This window comes from Brevibacillus sp. NSP2.1, from assembly GCF_000470975.2.
GTDB classification, from domain to species: Bacteria; Bacillota; Bacilli; order Brevibacillales; family Brevibacillaceae; genus Brevibacillus; species Brevibacillus agri.
In genome coordinates, this window is sequence record NZ_CP048274.1 from 77,535 (window position 1) to 96,908 (window position 19,374).

Here is a 19,374-nt window from a genome sequence, read left to right on the forward strand (position 1 = left end):
CTCATTGTTTGTAAGCGATTTCACCGTTCTTTTTCCGATCAAAACAGTTTCTCTCCGGCCTGTTTGTTATGTCCTCATCTCTTGTACTCATCCGGAGAGCAGCTTTTTTGATAGACATCTCATTCCAAGGAGGTTTTACTTATGCTTGCCTTTTTGCAACGGATTGGGAAAGCACTCATGCTTCCCGTCGCCACCTTGCCAGCAGCGGCGCTTTTGCTCCGCTTTGGCGCCATCAACTACGTGACTGAATTTCGTCTCGGCGAATCTGTTGGCGGTTTTTTGAATCAGTACATCGCGCCCTTTTTGTTCGCAGGCGGATCGGCCATCTTTGACAACCTGCCGCTGATTTTCGCCGTCGGTGTCGCGATCGGGCTTGCCGGGGATGCCGTCGCCGCACTGGCTGCCGTGATCGCCTACATGGTGTTAACCTCGGTGCTTTCCAAAGTTCCCGCTGCCATGCCGTTTATCGCGGACGACGTCAAGCTGAACATGGGAGTGCTTGGCGGTATTTTGGCGGGCGGAGTCGCTTCCTACTGCTACAACCGCTACCATAACATCAAGCTACCGGAGTGGCTCGGATTTTTCGGCGGCAAACGATTCGTACCGATCATCACTTCGCTTAGCATGGTTATCATCGGTCTGTTGTTCGGGATCATCTGGGGTCCGATCCAGGACGCGCTCAACAATATGGGGAACTGGATTGTCAGCCTTGGCGCTCTTGGAGCAGGTCTGTTCGGCTTCTTTAACCGTTTGCTCATTCCATTCGGTCTGCACCACGTGCTCAACGCAATTGCCTGGTTCCAGATTGGCGATTTTACCGACACGACCGGGAAAGTCGTACACGGCGACCTGCACCGCTTCTTCGCTGGCGACAAATCAGCAGGCATGTTCATGACAGGCTTCTTCCCGATCATGATGTTCGCGCTGCCAGCGGCCGCCTTGGCCATCATTCACTCAGCCAAGCCGGAAAAACGCCAAGCAATCGCTTCTGTGTTCATCGGTACCGCGCTCGCTTCCTTCCTGACCGGGATTACCGAGCCGTTGGAGTTCGCGTTCATGTTCGCCGCTCCGCTGCTGTATGTGCTGCATGCGATTTTGACCGGGGTTTCCGGGTATATCGTGACCGCGATGGGCATCAAGCACGGATTTGGCTTCTCCGCGGGTCTGATTGACTACGGACTGAACTTCCCGCTCTCCACAAACGCATGGTGGATCATTCCGATCGGTCTGGCGTTTGCCGTCGTTTACTACTTCCTGTTCCGTATCCTGATCGTCAAGTTCAACATCAAAACGCCGGGGCGCGAAGACGATGAAGTAGTGGAAAGCGCAGCTTCCGGCAGCAACTCCACGCAGGAAAAGGCGCTAAAAGTGCTCGCCCTCATCGGCGGAAAAGAAAACATCGTCAGCGTCGACGCGTGCATTACCCGCCTGCGCCTCGTGCTGAAAAACGACAAGATCGTCAATGAAAAAGGGTTGAAAGACCTGGGGGCAGCAGGAGTCATGAAGCTCGGCCAGGGCAGCGTGCAGGTCGTCTTCGGGACGCAGTCCGAGCTGTTGAAGGACGAAATCAAAAAGCTGTAGGCTTTGCTTTTCCCCAATAAATATGCCCGGTATTGGCAACAGCCGTACCGGGCTTTTTCGTATTGGCATAGAGTCCCCTCGTTCGAATGAGATGCTTGGTTTTGCCTGCCTCATGAACCCGGAAAAAATGACGCAGCTTCTCTAAAAATGCCGGGCATTGGAGCCAACGAGCGCCCGTTCTGACGGGAACAGCTCCTTTTGCTCCAACTCGGTTTCAAACCGCATGAGCCGATCCAAAAACCCTGCGCATGCCGATTCGCTGTATGGCGCCATCATCTCGATTTCGTAGGATAATGTTTTTTTCCATAATTCAAGCTGTCTCCTATTCGCCTCCCATGCTTCCAATTCCACCCACCCCTTATCTGATATACCTTTGCTAAAACAACAAAAACAAACTCATAAAAAGTTCATTCAGGCTACATTTCAGCTTCTTTGCTAAAATCGGCAGATGGTTTGCCTTGAAATCGTACTCTCCCTTCTCGTACTTCAAGTATGTGGAAGCATTGCGAAAACCGAGTGACTCCGCCATTTCCTGCAGCGTGAGCTTGCACTCACTCCTACGTTTTGCGATAAATGGGAGGTTTAGACGTTCCATATTCAGTTTCCCTCTTCCTTTGCAGAAATGGCAAATATTTATAGTTACATGATATCGTTTCAATTTCAGCAAAGTCAACACATTATTTGTCGTTTTAGCAATCTTGTTTTTTCCGTTATGGAAAATTGTTAGAATGATATTGCCAAAACGAAAAAGGTGGTTTCACGATGTCCATAGTCGGTCAAAGGATAAAATGGCTGCGCGAGCAAAAGCAGTGGTCACAAATCCAATTAGCTGAAAAGCTTGGCATTCACAACACAGTTTTGTCGCGAATTGAATCGGGCGAAAAGAAAGGCGTAGATTCCCAGTTGATCTCCAAAGTCGCCGACCTGTTTGACGTATCGACCGATTACCTTCATGGAAGAACAGATAACCCCACGCCATTTTGGCGGCAAGCATCTGTGCGGGAAACACCTATTCCCTTCTTGGACATAGACGGGTTAACGGAAGAGGAACTTACCGAAATCAAGCGGCATATCGAATTTGTAAAATGGAAATCGAGACAGAACGGGTCGCAAGAAGACAACTAGAGAACCGTGAAAACCTCTCTCCAACCTGATCGTGGAGGGGCAAACGGACGCTGAAGCGCTTCGTCATCGCGTTCAAATGGTATAGGCATTAGAAAACCCCTGGGCCACAGGGGTTTTTGCGTGGAATGAAATACGTACAACACAGGCTCCGTCAACAGCCCGGCGAAGCCTTTTTTTCATGTATGTTCTGCTTTACTCTGCGCTGTCGTCTGGTCCAGCTCAATCCAGCTCTGGGCCCATGATTCGATCCCCTTGATTACTGGCTCCAGAGCCTTCCCCATCTCTGTCAAAGAATATTCTACCCGTACAGGCGCCGAGTCTGTAAACACTTGCCGATGCACAAGCCCTTCTTTTTCGAGGTCTTTCAGCCGTTCAGAAAGTAGCCTTCCGCTTACCGGCAGGGCCCCTTCCAACGCACAGAAACGCTGTGGTCCAGAAAGCAACTGGTACAAGATTAACCCTGTCCATCGTTTTCCCAGCAGTTGCATGCCTTTTTCAAACTTCGGACAGAGGGAAGACTGTTTCATTCGTATCACCTCATTCTCCTTTCAGTATACCGCTCTTTCTTCAATCCATCAAAATGAATGATTACTTTGTGCCTAATAATTCGCACTTTCCAGCGTTTGTAAATTTTCCATAACGTATTGACATATACAATAATTAATATATACTTACTAACGAAAAGTAACTATGTTACTGATATAAACTGATTCGGAGGTAATCATACATGGAAAATCGTTTTGAATGGAGCGCTCTTGTTTTGCGCATCGTCGTTGGCCTTACGTTTGCCATCCACGGCGTCGCCAAATTTCAGATGGGACTCGAAAACGTGGCCGGATTCTTTGGCACGCTGGGACTGCCTGCATTTATCGCCTATCTGGTTGCTTTCCTGGAGGTTGTCGGCGGGATCGCCCTGATCGCCGGACTTGGCACTCGCGTCTTTTCCGCCGCGCTGGCTGTCGTCATGATTGGTGCCGTTGCCAAAGCAAAGCTGGCAGCCGGCTTCATGGGTGGAGAAAGCGGCGCTGGCTATGAGCTGGAGCTTGCGCTGTTCGCCATCCTGCTCGCGCTCAGCATTAGCGGCAGCTCCAAGTTTGGACTCGATCAAATTTTGTTTGGAAAAAGATCGGGTAAGGTGTAGCGTAGCCTCTTGATCCCACGCAAAAAAGCCAGTGAGCAAAAGGCGGTGTGTCTGCCTTCTCCACTGGCTTTTTCACAATGGGCCGGAACCGGGGAGCCATTAAAATTTTTGCGGGAACTCATCCAGCATTTTTTTGTTGATGATCCTGATCTTTTCTGGCGGCGAGTTCTTGTTTTCCGCACTGATAAACACCGAGTTGTCCCCCGCTTCATACAGAAGCAGATACTCCCCGTCTACCATGCTTTCGCCTTCATCTACAGGCGTACCCCATCCCTGCTGAATCGCTTCCAGTGTGGCCGTCCCCAAGCGACTGCCTTCCAAGTCAATCGCATATACGCGATCCGCCCCGTCAAAAAAGACGATGCCATCGTCCAGTTTTTCCAGGACAGCATACTGCCCGCCATCCAAGAAGTCTTTCTTGACCACCGCGCCGTACCGCTTGACGACTTCTTCCTTTTTCATTCCGATCGCAATATCGAAGCCGTTGATTTCGTTATTTGCGAGCAGCTTTAAAAAGTTGTCGTCTAAAATCAGTTGCGCTGTTAAACCCGGCTGCTCTGCTGGCAATGGCTTCTCGTTGTTCGCTTCGTTTTGCCCCGCTCCGTTGTTCTCGTTTTGGACAGGGGACTCTGGTTTTGGCTGCTGCCCGTCTGTCGGTTTGGCCTCCGGGGGCACGGGAACACTCGCCTCGGGGGAACAGCCGATTGCAAGTATGCTCGCTGTCATTACGGCCATTGCCATACATACTAATCGTCTCATGGGTCATGCCTCCTGCTTTATCTTTTCATTGCTGCAACATTTTTACATTTTTAGAGTCGAACTAATAAGAACGGAGGTGCTAGCTATGCCTGTCTGGTTACTGGTCACAATCATTTGCGTGGGTCTTTTGCTGATTGGGAGCTTAGTCGATTGGAGAGCGAAAAGGAAGAAGCAAACATTGCTCATCGACAATAACAATCGCAATTCGCTCGATGAAGGATATGATTCAAGAGGGCGGGATGATTTTCACTAATGTTAGTACGTTGTTTGATGATGTTTTGTTTCCAAAAAAAAAACGATTTTTCTGAACGTTACTTTGTTTTCAATTGGCTAAAAAACGGAGTGATCCACAAAGGTATTTTCGTCCATTAGCATTTAGAATTCTAGATGATCTGTATATAAATGTCAGTCAAGCAGACGAGACTACTTTTGACTCCCGAGTGATTCCTTCCTTGAAATCACTCGGGTTAATCTTAATCAAGACTTTTTCTGTAAATATCCTTGTACCTGGTTTCATACTCGCAAACAATGGATAGTTCTTTTGCATGAAATGACGTAGAAATCCCATATTCAATAAGATAGGAGAAATATTCCTTAGCTAGTGAAAACAGATTATCTATCAATTCTTTCTCTGGTAGTTCAACCTGTACAATCCTGTTTCCGTCTCTTGTTGCTGTCAACAACAGCTTATTTTCACCTGTTTTCCTCAAACCAATTGTGATTACACTTAACCCGTAAACGTTATCGCTAATTGCTTTTTCAGCACTTAGGTAGTAATCCTCAACCAATGCAATCAGTTGCGTGAGCAGCCTGGCTTCGCAAAACCGGAAATCAGATACTTGTTTACCCTGACTCGTAATCACCAGTGCTTCCATAAAATTGCTATCGCTTGGATCAATAGCTCTCTGAATTTCAGTTTTGTTTTGAATAGGGATAAGAACTTTTTCGATACAGCGAAAATCGATGTTATCTGAGGGGAGAGTAATGTATAGCTTCATATCAATCATATTCATAGGAACTCCCTTATCTTATTTTTCGTTATATTCCACACTATAGTACGGTATTTTCGCGATATTTTTCGTGAAATGTGAGAAAGAAGCCTTATCCATTCTAGATAAAGGCTTTCTTTTCGTTGGGATTTGTTATCTATTCCGCTTGATTATAACTAATAGGGAATACAGAAACCACACGCTCACCTGACATGATGACTCTGTATACCTTGCCTTTATGATATCCATCATATGGGATTACTTTTTTGTTATTGATGTTTTTCGCCATTTCCTTCCCGTTAAACGAATAATCAATCACGCTTTCAATAACATCTTCAACGTAAGAGAATTCAGTACCCGGATTAAAAAATGAATTTTTTGCCTTTTGATATGTACTAAATGTCGACCAGTACTCTGGGAAGTGTCTCGTAACAATGTGCAGCATTCCCATAGTTACGTCCCCATAGGCTAAGTACACTTGTTCTGAACTATTCGGTAAATCATAAAACCTAATGATAGCCGAAGATTTTGGTAATCCTTCTCCTCGATCACGAATGTCTCCTCTATCAAAAGTGCCATTGTCCAGATAGTACTCTTTTAGAGCCTCACCCGCTTTATCTGGATCTTCTTGGTCAAAGAAAAGTTCATCTCCATTTTTTAATATGAATTTTATACGTTTTGAATACAGGATACTCCTGGCAACTGTGCTTATGACTCCTCCTCTTCTTAGTTCGTTTTTACTTTCAGATTGATTTACGCCAATATCTTCTGTTCTTTCGTTCAACTTAATTAAAGACTCGTCGGACTCTTCGTTCAAGTGCTTGACACCCTTGTACGCTTCGGCCTGAACTTGTGTTTCGCTTGTTATTGCTGTTTGACTTTTGCTTGCTGAAACTGGTGTGACAGCAAGCGCAAGCATAGAAAAAGCAAGGAATGCAGAAAGGAATTTTTTCATTTTGTACAACCCTTCTAAAAATGTAATTTTTTACAAGGCAAAATATAACATATTGTATTTTGTGAAGCAATAAAATTATATAATAATAAACTTATATAAAATCTCGTTAGTGTTGGATAAACGACTATACTTGCAGAAAATTGATTTTTCTAAATGTTATTCACAAATTATTAATATCACTTTATTAATATCACTATGCATACATCATTATGGTCCCATTCTGTTGAGGCATAGTACATAAAATGAGTTCCACTAATGATTACTTGCAACACCAACTGGCTTCGTAAAAAACCACTCGTCAAACTCATTTGAAAGTACATTGTATTTCACAAGCTTATCGAAGTACATTTCTTCATGTCCAATGTTTTTGCGCACCAGAAAAACTATACGATCCTCTAGACTTAGCATTGACGGAACAATATTATCGTTTTCAAATCCCCGTACAGGTAACTACTCTAATCATCATTTCTCCTCCAAATGATAAATTCGACACCTCGTTGGACAATTACACCAACAGTTTCATGCCGATTGAAACCACAGTAAACCTCATTTCAAAACATAAACTGCTGATTTTCAATCGCCCCATAAAAATAGAAAAAAGCCTTGATAGCTCAAGGCTTTTTCATGTATGGCGTCCCCGAGAGGATTCGAACCTCCGACCTACAGTTTAGGAAACCGTTGCTCTATCCTGCTGAGCTACGGGGACATATATCGTTAGTGGCGTGGCAAAAGCATTCGGCTGACGCTTCACCCACCTTCTTATTATATGCACCCGACTACTTTTTGGCAAATCCAGCGGCCATCTTCGCAGCCTACTGCAACACGATTACACCACACGCCACCACAACCAAAAACATCAAGACACTACCAACACCTTCCCGGTTACGATTTATCGCCATGCCCATAGCAATTGTACTTGGTTGGGCGCCAGATCACGGGAAGGTTCCAAAAGCGAAATCACCGCCAACGCCAAAAGCCTTGGAATCCCCGAATCCCAAGGCTTTTGGCATCAAAAAATACACCTGCCCAAATCAAACTACTTCCCCTATCCAGCCCACACAAACCGCCAATCCAATCTGGCCAAACAATCACAGCAACAGCCAGGCCCCCGCTCCACCCAGCACCTACAACCGGCTAACCGGCTCTACCGAATCGACTTCATAACCCGTTGACGACCAGAAAAAGTAGCAACCTCCGCCACCCCAAGCGCACGAATCGTCTCCAAATTCGCCGCCACATACCTCCCGATATCGTCGGGAAAATGCGCATCCGACGAGAGCGTCAGCGGAACGCCATGGGCCACGAGAACGTCCAGAAAAGCCGGGCTGGGGCACATCTCCTGTACGGGATAGCGGTAATACAGCCCCGCGTTGATCTCGGTCGCCGTATCCGTTTCTTTCAAAGCGGCGGCGATTCTGTAGTAATACGAAACAAGCTCCGACTCCGCAGGGCGATAGGAGAACACTTTCAGATTGTCCAGATGGGCGACAAAGTCGAACAGCCCGCTTTTGACCATGCATTCGACCGTGTGGAAAAAGTCCGCGTATAGCTGCTTCAGGTCATGCTGCTCAAACAGATGGCGCGTCTCGGGATTGTCGAAGCCCCATCCGTGCAAAAAGTGAACAGAGCCGATTACATAATCCCACGAAGCGCCTGTCAGCAAACGCTGCAATTCCGCTTCCCCGCCGACGAAGTAATCCGCTTCGATCCCCAGCCGCAGCTCCACGCCGCTTGCCGCCCAGCGCGGCTTTGCTGCCTCGATGGCGGCGCAAAAGTCGCCGAGGCTCTCGGTACACACTTGATTGAGCCAGGTGCGCTGCAAACGGCCCAAATCAGTGTCGCCAAGCTCCATAAACTGCTCAAAGTACGGACGGGCTTCGCGAAAGCGGTATAAATGATCGACAATCCCCACTTCCTTCAAGCCTTTGTGCAGCGCCTCCCGCAAATACAGATCGAGCCAGGACGGATCGTATGCGCCCAGAGACAAACGGTTATTTAATCGCGCCAGACTGTCCTGCAGCCAGGCGCGGGTATGTCGAGGTTCAGTCAACGGGTAAAAGTAGTCGAGAGCCGCATTGGTACGCTCGAGCCAACGCAACGAATAAGGCCCTTCTTCCAGATGAAGATGGTAGTCGATCAGCATGGGAAGTCTCTCCTTCGCGGATGTTCGCTTATCCATGTGGTTTGCATGCCCGACGAGAGCCATTCATCCGGCATCGGCTGGTCACAGACGACCGCGCTGACATCCGCCCAGCCGCAAATGCGGAAAAATTGCGTTTGGCCGATCTTGGAGGCGTCCCCCAATACGTAGACTTGCTCGGCGCGTTGCACCATCATGGTGGAGCACAACGTTTCTTCCATGTCGTAGTCGGTAAAGCCGTCAGCCGTCATTCCTCCGCAGGAAATAAACGCTTTGTCAAAATGAAAGCGCGAGAGCAGCTCGCACGTAAACGCCCCGGCGACGGATTGTTGCGCGGGATGGGTCAGGCCGCCCAGCATAATTACCTGCCCGTTGAATTGGTTTGCTTCCAACAGCTCGTTTAACAAAGAAGCAGCAGGCAGCGAATTGGTGACAATCGTCAACTGGTTTAGACCCTTGATCGCACGCGCCAGCTCCAGTGTCGTCGTCCCGACGTCGAGCGCGATCGTGTCTCCGTCAGATAAAAGCTCAGCCGCGATTTGCCCGATTTTCGTTTTCGCCGCCTGTTGAATCGCCTGTTTCTTTTCAAAGTGCGGCTCCCGATTCGCCAAATGATAAGGGATGGCTCCTCCGTACACTCGCTTTAGCATGCGCTGCTGTTCCAGTTGGTCCAGATCGCGCCGAATAGTCTCCGGCGTCACTGCCAGGCTTTTGGCCAGATTCATCACCTGAATTTTACCGTGGCGGTTCAGTTCGTCCAAAATCACTTGCTGTCGTTCTTCAGGCAATAGTGTCATAAAGCGGAATCACATCCTTGGGACATAAGTACAATGTTTTGGTTGCGCCTGCCTGCTCCGGCTCATAGGACAGGTGCAGGGAGTCCACCAGCACGGGAACTTCGCCAATGTTCAGCTCGTAACGGGTAACGTTGCCGAGCATGGTTACATGGGCAATATTTCCGGTCAAGCGGATGTCCTCCGCAGCCATCCGCTGTTCGCGAAACGTCTCCGGACGGATGGCGAAGCGTTCGGCTGCCGGAGCGGCCAGATCAGGCGCGATTCGGTTCAACTGCTCGGCGGTCAGTACGTTGTAATTCCCGATAAAACGGGCGACAAATTCCGAGCGTGGCTGGGTGTATATCTCATGCGGACTGCCGTGCTGAACGATTCGTCCGCCATTCATGATGTAGATGCGGTCACTGACAGCCATGGCCTCTTCCTGATCGTGCGTCACCAGCACCGTCGTCATGTTCAGCTCGCGTTGAATCGTGCGCAGTTGCTTTTGCAAATTTTTGCGAATCTGCGCATCCAGCGCACTGAGCGGCTCGTCCAGCAGAAGCACCTTGGGCCGCGTGACCAGAGAACGGGCGAGTGCCACGCGCTGCTGCTGACCGCCAGACAATTCACGCGGATAGTTTTGCTCTTTTCCCGTAAGCCCCACCAGTTCGATCATTTCCTGCACGCGCTGCCGAATGTCCGCCTTCGGGATTTTGTTCATTTCCAGGCCAAAGGCAATGTTTTGACTGACCGTCAGATTGGGAAAAAGCGCATACGATTGGAACACCATGCCGATCTCCCTGTTTTTGGGCGACACGTCTGTCACGTCTTTGCCGTCAATGTAGATCGTGCCCGTATCAGGGGCAGTCAGACCGCTGAGGATGCGGAGCAACGTACTTTTGCCGCACCCGCTGGGGCCAAGCAAGGTAACCAGCTCGCCTTTTTCAATGGCAAGCTCGAGCTGCTTCAGCACGTTTTGGCCGTGAAAGGTTTTGGACAGATGTTCGATTTGGACGTAACTCATCAAGAAACCTCCTTGCGTGCGAAACTTCGGCGCGTGAATTTTACAATCAGCCCGGTGATGACAGCCATCAGGGCAAAATAAGTGACGGTAATCGCGCTGGCGATATGCCCGCTTGTCGATAGCTTGGCGTACAAATACAACTGCAAGGTTTCGAATCTGCCGCCCACCAAAATGTTAATCAGGACAAATTCCCCGAACAAAATAGAGAACGACAAGAGCGCAGACACGAGAATCCCGGACATGATATCCGGAACGATAATCCGCACGAACGCCTGCCAGCGGCTCGCGCCCAGCAGCTCGGCCGCCTCCATCAACGAACGGGCTTGCAGAGCAAGCAGGCTGTTCCGCGTTCCTTGATACAGATACGGCAGCAGACCGACCAGATACGCTCCGGCCGTGATGAAAATCATCGGAATCCCGCTGCCTGAATAAGTGCGAATCAGGCCGACCGCCATAATGACACCCGGAACGGCGTAGGTGAGCATGACAAAAAGCTGAACGAGCCTCTCCAGCCGGGGAGCGTAGACGACGATTGAAAAAACAGCCGGAACGATAATGACGACGGCAGCGACAGTCGTCAGGGAGCTAAGCAAAAAGGAGCGTCCGAATGCCTGCAAAAACCGCGGGTCGCCATACAGCTCCGCGAACCATTTTCCCGTAAGCCCTTCCGGCAAAACCGTGCTGTTCCACTCGGTTGCCAGCGAATACAGCACGGTAGCCGCTACAGGCAAAAACAAATACAGCATGACCAACGCAAACGACAAGGACGGCAAACCAATCCGCTTCAAGACAAATCCCTCCGTATCTTCCGCGTCAGCCACTCGTTCACGAGCAGGGCTGCGGCAAGCGTCAGGCCGAGCAGGACAGCAAGCGCGCTACCAAGCTCGGGTCTGGCAAAAATGTCGCCGGAGACGAGCGCGCCAATCCGAATCGGCACGAGATTGTAGTTGCTCCCGGTGAGCGCGTAAGCCGAAGCATAGGCCCCCATCGCGTTGGCAAACAAAATGCTGAATGTGCCGACGATGCCTGGCAGCAGTACCGGGAAACCGATCCGCAGCCAAAAATTCCAGGGGCTTGCCCCAAGCAGCTCGGCCGCTTCCATCCACTGCTTCTGAATGGCGTGGTACAGAGGATACAGCAGCATCACTGCCAAAGGCAGTTGAAAGTAAATATAAACAAGCGTCAACCCGCTCCACGAATAAAGCGTAAACGATTGTCCGAAATCAATCCCCAGTTGCTTCGCGAGCAAAACAAACAGGCCACTGTTGCCCAACAGGACAATGAAGGCAAAAGCGAGCGGGATACCTGCAAAATTGGAGGTCAGGTTCGTAATGACGAGCACTCGCTGTTGCAGAGACTGCGGGAAGCGGGTAATCGCATAGGTAGCGAAAACAGCAGCGACGATTCCGATGAGCGAAGACAAGAGCGAGATGAGCACGCTGTTTTCAAATGCCTGCAAGTAGTACGGATTGGCAAAAATCTCGCGATAGTGACTGAATGTAAAACCGCCGTCCCCTTCGGCCTGAAAGCTCCCACCGATCATGGAAAGCAACGGGGCGAGCAGAAACAGCGCGATCATCGCAAAAAACGGAATCGTCGTGACCAAAAGCATGCTGACAAATCGTTTCATCGCAAAAGCTCCTTTCTGAGCGGAAAAGACGCCCCCTCAGGGAGACGTCTTGCTCTGCCCGGATACCGTCAATGGCTGCATCGCTTCCGAGGGGGAGATGCCGAGCAGTTGGCAGGCAAACGGAGCCACCTGCAATTGCGGGATCGCCACCTCGCGTATCCCCGGAGATACCCGGTTGCTGATGACAAACAGGGGAACGTCCCGGTCAGCGCTAGACGTACCGCCGTGATTTCCGTCCGCTGTCATTCCGTGATCGGCTGTTACGATTATTTGATAGCCCGCGTCGATCCACTCGGGAAGCACGTTTGCCAGGATCGAATCTGCCGCCAGAACGCGGTTGCGATAGCGCGCGGAATCCGCCGTATGCTTGTGGCCGTCATCGTCAATGTTCATGGAGTGGACGTAAAGAAAATCCGGATTGAATCCATGCAACAAAAAGTTGGCGTCGGCAAACAGGTGAGTATCCGGATAGTGATCTTCCCAGTAAAACATCCCGTGTTGTATCGGCTTGTCCGTGTTCAACTGGATGCGGTCGTGAAACGGGCTGAACGGAGCCTTGTTGTACAGCTCGCTCACCCAGCAATAAGCGGCAGCAGCGTTGGACATCCCGTTTTTGCGCGTCAGGTGGAACAGACTCTCCTGATGCGAAAGCCGCACCGCCTGATTGCTGGAAATCCCGTTTTTCCACGCAGGGGTTCCCGTCAAAAGAACCTCGTACAAAGGCCGGGAGAGACTGGGCAATTCCGAGCGCACCTGGAAGCGGGCAGCGAAGCCGTACTCGACCAGATGATGCATGTACCCCATGTGCGAGACAGCCGTGTCGAATCTCAATCCGTCGAGCACAATCATGGCGAGCTTGTTAGCGGACATGGATCAACACCTGCTCTTGCCATAGCTGCGGCAATTTTTTCGCTGTCTCTTCCCATGCATTCAAATCGCCAACCGGACGCGCATTTTTGTACATTTCTTCCGGGAGCAGCTTGGCCTTGGCAGACTCGTCAAGCTTGGCATTCGCGCGAATGGGTCTGGCATAGCCGCGAGCCAGATTGGACTGTCCGGCATCGGAGAGGATGTATTCACGTGCCAGCATCGCGGCGTGCGGATGCTTGGCGTACTTGTTGATAAGCGTAGCGTACCCGCTGCTGACCGATGCTTCTTCCGGGATGATGACGTCAAAGCGGTTTTTGTCGATTTTGTCACGGTAGCCGAGCGCGTTGAAGTCCCACACGATGGCGACTTCGATTTCGCCCTTTTCCAGATTGGCAAGGCTCGGGTCGCTCGTGCTGAGTCGCTTGTTTTTCGCCAGGTCAGCAAAAAAGTCAACGCCGGGCTGAATATTTTTCTCGTCTCCCCCGTGGGCATAAGCGGCGGCCAGAACGGCAAACTGCGCCTGATTCGCTTTCATGACGTCGCCAATCGCGATCTTGTAGCTTCCGCTTTTCAGATCAGCCCACGACTTGGGAGGATTTTGCACTTTGGTCTTGTCGGTGAGAAAAGCGAGCGTTCCAGTATAGCCGAGCACCCAGTGCCCTTCATCGTCCTTTGCCCAGTCGGGAATGTCGTTCCAGTAGGAGGTTTTGTAAGGCAGCGTCAGCCCTTTTTGTTTGGCTAACGGTCCAAATGCGATGCCCACGTCGCCGATATCTGCTGTGGCGTCTTCTTTTTCTGCTTCAAACTTGGCCAATTCCTCTGCGCTCGACATGTCGGTGTCCGTATGCTTCAAGCCGTATTCCTTCTGGAGATTGCCCCATGTCTCTCCCCAGTTTGCCCACGTGTCCGGCATCCCTACAGAGTTGACTTCGCCCTCCTGCTTCGCTTTTTCCACGATTTGCTCCAGGGTCAATTGCGACGTATCCAGAGTAGCGTCTGATTTCGTCTCGGTGGCACATCCGGCAAGCAGTAAAACGGATGTTACGACAGCAACGGTTCGTTTCCAGCCCAACTGGTTCCCTCTCATCTTTTAAGGCCCCTTTTCGTTTTTATTTGTGTTTGATCGTTTTGTTTTTTCGTCTATCATCGTAAACAACCAAAATGAAACTGATATAAATGGGTTGTAAAGAAGCGATTAAGACTCTGTGAAAAAAAGAAAAGCGGCCCTCTGCTGCCAGAGAACCGCGTCGCGTCCGAAAAAAAGCGATGATCGTTTTCACTCTTGTTGAAAAACGAAGAAGAACTAGGGGTAGTCGCACCCCTAGTCCGTTTATCGTGCTTCTTCTGTTTAGTTGTGAGCGAACTGCTCTTCTTCTGTCGACCCGGTCAAAGCTGTGGTCGAAGAAGTTCCGCCAGCGATCACTTGCGCTACTTCATCGAAATAGCCAGTGCCAACTTCACGCTGATGGCGAGTCGCGGTATAGCCGTGAACCTCGCTTGCAAATTCAGCCTGCTGCAATTCGGAGTAAGCAGCCATTCCGCGATCGCGGTAGCCGCGCGCCAGCTCGAACATGCCGTAGTTCAGGGCGTGGAAGCCTGCGAGCGTTACGAACTGGAACTTGTAGCCCATCTCTCCCAGCTCCTCCTGGAAGCGAGCGATCGATTCCTCGTCGAGCTTTTTCTTCCAGTTGAAGGACGGGGAGCAGTTGTAGGCCAGCAGCTTGCCTGGATATTGGGCATGGATCGCTTCTGCAAAGCGGCGTGCTTCCTCCAGGTTTGGCTCGGAAGTTTCACACCAGATCAGGTCTGCATACGGAGCGTAAGCGAGTCCGCGGGCAATCGCCGCGTCCAGCCCCCCGCGGAGGCGGAAAAAGCCTTCTGGAGTGCGCTCGCCGGTGAGAAACGGCTGGTCTTGCGGATCGACGTCGCTCGTAATCAGGAAAGCGCCGTTTGCGTCTGTACGCGCTACGATGATGGTCGGAACGCCCATGACGTCAGCAGCCAAGCGAGCGGAAATCAGGTTGCGGACAGCAGCCTGCGTCGGGATCAGCACTTTCCCGCCCATGTGGCCGCATTTTTTCTCGGAAGCGAGCTGGTCTTCAAAATGCACGCCGGCAGCTCCCGCTTCGATCATGCTTTTCATCAGCTCAAACACGTTCAGTGGCCCGCCGAAGCCCGCTTCCGCGTCAGCGACAATCGGAGCAAACCAGTACGTATCTGTACCGCCTTCGGATTGGTCGATCTGGTCTGCACGCTGCAGAGCCTGGTTGATTCTTTTTACGACATGAGGAACGCTGTTTGCCGGGTAGAGGCTTTGATCGGGATACATTTGACCGGAGAGGTTCGCGTCTGCCGCCACTTGCCAGCCGCTCAAGTAAATCGCCTTCAGTCCCGCTTTTACTTGCTGGATGGCCTGATTCCCGGTCAAAGCCCCCAACGCTTTGATGTGATGCTCGGTATGCAGCAGGTTCCACAGTCGCTCCGCACCCAACCGAGCCAACGTATGCTCGATTTGCACAGACCCGCGCAGACGGTAAACGTCCTCAGCCGAATACGTCCGGGTAATTCCCTGGAAACGCTCGGTTTGCCAGCTTTGTTCAATCTGTTGAATCGCTTCCTGCTTTGTTTGTTTGCTCATTTTCTTTTTCCCCCACTCGTTTTTTTATGATTGTTATTAAAGATAGCGATAGCCCGGTACAGTCAGAAAATCTTCGAAGTCGTCCTCTGTCACCAGCTTCAGGAACAGCTCGCCGGCAACCTGAAATTTGCTGTTTTCATAACGCTCCTGGCCAATCGCTTGTTTCAATGCCTGCAATTCCTCGCTCAGCCATTGCTTGACCAGACCCTCGGTGATCTTTCGGCCATCCTGGAGCACACCTTGTCGATGGCGAATCCAGTGCCACACCTGAGCCCGGGAAATTTCCGCGGTCGCCGCATCCTCCATCAGATTGTGGATCGGCACTGCGCCATACCCGCGCAGCCACGCTTCGATGTACTGCAAGCCTACGCTGATGTTGGTGCGCACGCCTTCTTCTGTGATGACGCCCTCTGGTACAGCCAGCAGGTCGCTTGCCGACACCTGCACATCCTCGCGTTTATACCAGATTTGGTTCGGCTCTCTCATCAAACGGTTGAAAACTTCCATTGCCACCGGCACCAGTGCGGGATGGGCTACCCACGTGCCGTCGTGCCCGTCGTAAGCTTCCCGCTCCTTGTCAGCGCGTACTTTGGCGAGCGCTTCTTCATTTTTGACCGGGTCGTTTTTCACCGGAATCTGGGCCGCCATCCCGCCGATGCAAGGAGCCTGGCGTTTATGGCACGTTTTCACCGCCAAAGTGGTGTAGGCCCTCATAAACGGAACCGTCATCGTCACTTGCGCCCGGTCAGGGGTGATGACATCCGGCTGATTCCGCAGCTTTTTAATGTAGCTGAAAATGTAATCCCAACGCCCGCAATTCAGGCCTGCACTATGCTCCCGCAGCTCATACAAAATCTCATCCATCTCAAAGGCAGCGAGAATCGTTTCGATCAGAACCGTCGCCCGAATCGTCCCGCGCGGAATATTCAGCTCCTCCTGAGCGAACACAAATACATCGTTCCAGAGGCGCGCTTCCAGGTGGCTTTCCAGCTTCGGCAAGTAGAAGTACGGGGCTGTCTTGTTCGCGATCAAGGCATCGACGTTGTGGTAAAAGTAGAGGCCAAAGTCGAGCAGGCTGCCGGAAATCGGCTTTTGATCGAGAAGGATGTGTTTTTCGTCGAGGTGCCAGCCACGCGGCCGTACGATCAATACCGCTGTCTTCTCATTGAGGGTGTATTGCTTTCCTTCCGGGCTGGTGTATGAGATGTTGCGGCGGACAGCGTCCTTCATGTTGATCTGGCCTTGAATCGTATTTTCCCAAGTAGGCGAGTTTGCGTCCTCAAAGTCTGCCATGAAGAGACGTGCGCCCGAATTGAGTGCGTTGATAACCATTTTGCGGTCGCCGGACGGCCCGGTAATCTCCACTCGGCGATCCAGCAGATCATGCGGAAGCGGAGCTACCGTCCAATCTCCGTTGCGAATCTCGGCTGTTTCCGGCAAAAAGTCGGGCAGTTGCCCCGCATCTATTTTCAATTGGCGTTCCTCGCGAGCGGCAAGCAATTGCTGCCTTCTGTCGCCGAATTTTTGCTCCAGCTTGATGACGAACTGGATCGCTTCCGGTGTGAGAATATCCTCGAAGCCGGAGCGCATCTCGCCGGTAATCTGAATTTCCAGCGGATATGGATTGGTTGGAATCGTAGTCAAACCTGTTCACCTTCCCTTGATAACATCTGAATTATTATGGTACAGATCGAATTTTGTCCAATTATTATAGTACAGAAGATTCAAAAAAATGGCTTAATCCTGATATCCGCTGCCACTGCAATGACTGCAGCTCACATGTCCGTCCCCCAAGCAATGATGGCAAGCCGCTCCGTTGTCATCATGACCAACGCCTCCGCATCGTGGGCAATTCTGTTCGCCGTTTCCTTCACACCGATAGCAGTCCATTTCCCATTCCCTCCATATCTGTATTAAAACAATGTTCTTTTGATTTGTTTTTATTATATAACAGAGATTAGTACAGTGCAACACAATTTTCTAAAAATTATAACTGTATTAGAACACATTTTCCAAGCTGCCTTTTCCCCCTGCTCTCTCGCCTTTTCGCCGCCCAAAAAGAAAGCAGCCTCTGATCCAAACAAAGATCAAAGGCTGCTGTGCTTATTTATGGGGTTCTTCCCCCCGCTTATTTCGGCTCGATTTTTGCTACTCCGCCCATGTACGGACGCAGCACTTCCGGAATGGTGATGCTTCCGTCCGCTTCCTGGTAGTTTTCCAAAATCGCCGCTACTGTACGGCCGATGGCGAGGCCCGAGCCGTTCAGTGTATGCACGAATTCCGGCTTCGATTTGGTGTCGCGGCGGAAACGAATATTGGCGCGGCGAGCCTGGAAGTCTTCGAAGTTCGAGCAAGACGAGATTTCGCGGTACGTATTCGAGCTTGGAATCCATACCTCCAGATCGAATTTCTTCGCTGCCGTAAATCCGAGGTCGCCCGTGCACATGCTCATGACACGGTACGGAAGTCCAAGCAGTTGCAGTACCTTCTCTGCGTTTTTCACCAGCTTATCCAGCTCATCATACGAATCTTCCGGTTTGACGAATTTCACCAACTCCACTTTGTTGAATTGGTGCTGGCGAATCAGCCCGCGTGTATCGCGACCAGCCGATCCCGCTTCCGAACGGAAACAAGCGCTGAAAGCAGCATAGTATCGCGGCAAATCTGCTCCATCCATAATTTCATCCCGGTGCATGTTGGTGACAGGCACCTCTGCGGTAGGAATCAGGAAGTAGTCTGGTCCCTCCAGCTTGAAAGCATCTTCCTCAAACTTCGGCAACTGTCCGGTTCCGGTCATGCTTGCGCGGTTTACGATGTATGGCGGGATGACTTCCTCGTATCCGTGCTCGGTGGCATGCAGGTCCATCATGAAGTTCATCAATGCGCGCTCCAGGCGAGCTCCCAGTCCTTTGTAAAAGACAAAGCGGCTTCCGGTTACTTTTGCAGCCGTCTCAAAATCGAGAATCCCTGCCTGGCTGGCCAGCTCCCAATGCGGTTTGGTCTCGAAGCCAAAGCTGCGCGGCTCGCCCCACGTCCATGCCACCACGTTGTCGTCTTCAGAAGTCCCAATCGGCGTGCTTTCGTGCGGCAGGTTTGGCAAGCTCAGCAAAATGAATTCCAACTGCTCATCCAGCTTGCGCAGCTCTTCGTCCAGCTTCTTGATGCGTTCGTTTACTTCTTTCATTTCCGCGATCAGGTGGTCGGCATTCTCTTTGTTCCGCTTCATGACTGCTACTTGCTCAGACACGGTATTCCGTTTATTTTTCAGCGCCTCTGCTTCCTGAATCACTTGGCGGCGTTTTTCATCGACCTCTGCAAATTGATCCAGAGCGGAAATATCTTCATTGCGATGCGCCAAACGGCGTTTTACTTCCTCCAAATCTTGCCGCAGTACTTTTACGTCCAACATGTTCGAATCCCTCCGAATCCATAATAAAAATGCAAAAAACACCCGTCCCCTAATAAGGGACGAGTGTTGTGTACCCGCGTTGCCACCCTCGTTGATACATGCCCAACCCTGGCGCATCTATCCACTCCATCCGTCATAACGGGACGGTTCCGGGCAAAGTTCATTCCTTTGCCACTCCGAGATGGATTCCCTCACATACCGGATCGGTTCGCACCTACCACCGACTCTCTACACCAGGTTGATGTGAAGTACTTGTTCTCATCATCGCATTCTCATTCATACATACTTCTATTGTTAACTGTACTACAGGTTCTATACGTATGTAAAGGGCGCTCCG

At 50.8% G+C, this 19,374-nt stretch carries 19 protein-coding genes, 1 tRNA gene and 1 other annotated feature; of the genes, 3 read left to right on the forward strand and 17 right to left on the reverse strand.

The window, feature by feature from the left end; translation table 11 throughout:
• The first annotated feature begins 141 nt into the window (after positions 1–141).
• Positions 142–1,581 carry an N-acetylglucosamine-specific PTS transporter subunit IIBC gene (nagE, locus tag M655_RS00425; protein ID WP_026556980.1) on the forward strand — a complete coding sequence of 480 codons (1,440 nt, stop codon included), beginning with the start codon at positions 142–144 and terminating at the stop codon, positions 1,579–1,581.
• 141 nt (positions 1,582–1,722) lie between these two features.
• Here the strand turns inward: nagE and M655_RS00430 are convergent, their stop codons facing one another.
• Together M655_RS00430 and M655_RS00435 are read right to left on the reverse strand one after the other, a co-directional pair.
• Entirely contained in the window at positions 1,723–1,926 is a 204-nt protein-coding gene (locus tag M655_RS00430; RefSeq protein ID WP_005830582.1) for a hypothetical protein, read from the reverse strand.
• 31 nt (positions 1,927–1,957) lie between these two features.
• Positions 1,958–2,176: a helix-turn-helix domain-containing protein gene (locus tag M655_RS00435; RefSeq protein ID WP_005830585.1), complete on the reverse strand. Its 219-nt coding sequence runs from the start codon at positions 2,174–2,176 to the stop codon at positions 1,958–1,960.
• 167 nt (positions 2,177–2,343) lie between these two features.
• Here M655_RS00435 and M655_RS00440 point away from each other — a divergent pair, with 167 nt between their 5' ends.
• The gene (locus M655_RS00440; protein ID WP_005830587.1) at positions 2,344–2,706 is read left to right on the forward strand and encodes a helix-turn-helix domain-containing protein; all 363 of its coding nucleotides are present in this window, start codon (positions 2,344–2,346) and stop codon (positions 2,704–2,706) included.
• A gap of 176 nt (positions 2,707–2,882) precedes the next feature.
• Here the strand turns inward: M655_RS00440 and M655_RS00445 are convergent, their stop codons facing one another.
• Positions 2,883–3,233 carry a winged helix-turn-helix transcriptional regulator gene (locus M655_RS00445; RefSeq protein ID WP_005830589.1) on the reverse strand — a complete coding sequence of 117 codons (351 nt, stop codon included), beginning with the start codon at positions 3,231–3,233 and terminating at the stop codon, positions 2,883–2,885.
• Between the two features lie 200 nt (positions 3,234–3,433).
• Here M655_RS00445 and M655_RS00450 point away from each other — a divergent pair, with 200 nt between their 5' ends.
• Positions 3,434–3,847, forward strand: coding sequence for a DoxX family protein (locus M655_RS00450; RefSeq protein ID WP_005830591.1), 414 nt, complete (start codon positions 3,434–3,436; stop codon positions 3,845–3,847).
• A gap of 99 nt (positions 3,848–3,946) precedes the next feature.
• On the opposite strand, the gene M655_RS00455 is transcribed toward M655_RS00450, so the two are convergent.
• The 14 genes from M655_RS00455 to serS form a co-directional block, all read right to left on the reverse strand.
• Positions 3,947–4,606 (reverse strand): hypothetical protein, encoded by a 660-nt coding sequence (locus tag M655_RS00455; RefSeq protein ID WP_007776252.1) that lies wholly within the window; start codon positions 4,604–4,606, stop codon positions 3,947–3,949.
• Between the two features lie 473 nt (positions 4,607–5,079).
• The gene (locus tag M655_RS00460) at positions 5,080–5,613 is read right to left on the reverse strand and encodes a hypothetical protein (RefSeq protein WP_005830599.1); all 534 of its coding nucleotides are present in this window, start codon (positions 5,611–5,613) and stop codon (positions 5,080–5,082) included.
• A 139-nt stretch (positions 5,614–5,752) separates the two neighbouring features.
• Positions 5,753–6,550 carry a hypothetical protein gene (locus tag M655_RS00465; protein ID WP_026556981.1) on the reverse strand — a complete coding sequence of 266 codons (798 nt, stop codon included), beginning with the start codon at positions 6,548–6,550 and terminating at the stop codon, positions 5,753–5,755.
• Positions 6,551–7,179: 629 nt separating this feature from the next.
• Positions 7,180–7,256: transfer RNA gene (locus tag M655_RS00470), tRNA-Arg, on the reverse strand.
• Positions 7,257–7,694: 438 nt separating this feature from the next.
• A complete protein-coding gene (locus tag M655_RS00475; RefSeq protein ID WP_005833568.1) occupies positions 7,695–8,693 on the reverse strand; it encodes a histidinol phosphate phosphatase domain-containing protein in 999 nt (332 codons plus the stop codon).
• Entirely contained in the window at positions 8,687–9,487 is an 801-nt protein-coding gene (locus M655_RS00480) for a DeoR/GlpR family DNA-binding transcription regulator (RefSeq protein WP_005833566.1), read from the reverse strand. The genes M655_RS00475 and M655_RS00480 overlap by 7 nt, the downstream gene beginning before the upstream one ends.
• Complete coding sequence (locus tag M655_RS00485; RefSeq protein WP_007776224.1) at positions 9,471–10,490, reverse strand: ABC transporter ATP-binding protein; 1,020 nt, start codon at positions 10,488–10,490, stop codon at positions 9,471–9,473. Before M655_RS00485 ends, M655_RS00480 begins: the two co-directional genes overlap by 17 nt.
• Entirely contained in the window at positions 10,490–11,278 is a 789-nt protein-coding gene (locus M655_RS00490; protein WP_005833565.1) for an ABC transporter permease, read from the reverse strand. Before M655_RS00490 ends, M655_RS00485 begins: the two co-directional genes overlap by 1 nt.
• Positions 11,275–12,120, reverse strand: coding sequence for an ABC transporter permease (locus M655_RS00495; protein ID WP_005833563.1), 846 nt, complete (start codon positions 12,118–12,120; stop codon positions 11,275–11,277). Before M655_RS00495 ends, M655_RS00490 begins: the two co-directional genes overlap by 4 nt.
• Positions 12,121–12,156: 36 nt before the next feature.
• Positions 12,157–12,990 (reverse strand): alkaline phosphatase family protein, encoded by an 834-nt coding sequence (locus M655_RS00500; RefSeq protein WP_005833562.1) that lies wholly within the window; start codon positions 12,988–12,990, stop codon positions 12,157–12,159.
• Entirely contained in the window at positions 12,980–14,077 is a 1,098-nt protein-coding gene (locus M655_RS00505; RefSeq protein WP_005833560.1) for an ABC transporter substrate-binding protein, read from the reverse strand. The genes M655_RS00500 and M655_RS00505 overlap by 11 nt, the downstream gene beginning before the upstream one ends.
• Positions 14,078–14,338: 261 nt before the next feature.
• A complete protein-coding gene (gene aceA / locus M655_RS00510; protein ID WP_005833559.1) occupies positions 14,339–15,628 on the reverse strand; it encodes an isocitrate lyase in 1,290 nt (429 codons plus the stop codon).
• 36 nt (positions 15,629–15,664) lie between these two features.
• Positions 15,665–17,272: a malate synthase A gene (gene aceB, locus M655_RS00515; protein ID WP_005833558.1), complete on the reverse strand. Its 1,608-nt coding sequence runs from the start codon at positions 17,270–17,272 to the stop codon at positions 15,665–15,667.
• 484 nt (positions 17,273–17,756) lie between these two features.
• The gene (gene serS / locus M655_RS00520; RefSeq protein ID WP_005833557.1) at positions 17,757–19,037 is read right to left on the reverse strand and encodes a serine--tRNA ligase; all 1,281 of its coding nucleotides are present in this window, start codon (positions 19,035–19,037) and stop codon (positions 17,757–17,759) included.
• Between the two features lie 52 nt (positions 19,038–19,089).
• Positions 19,090–19,311: a binding site (T-box leader), on the reverse strand.
• Positions 19,312–19,374: the final 63 nt, after the last annotated feature.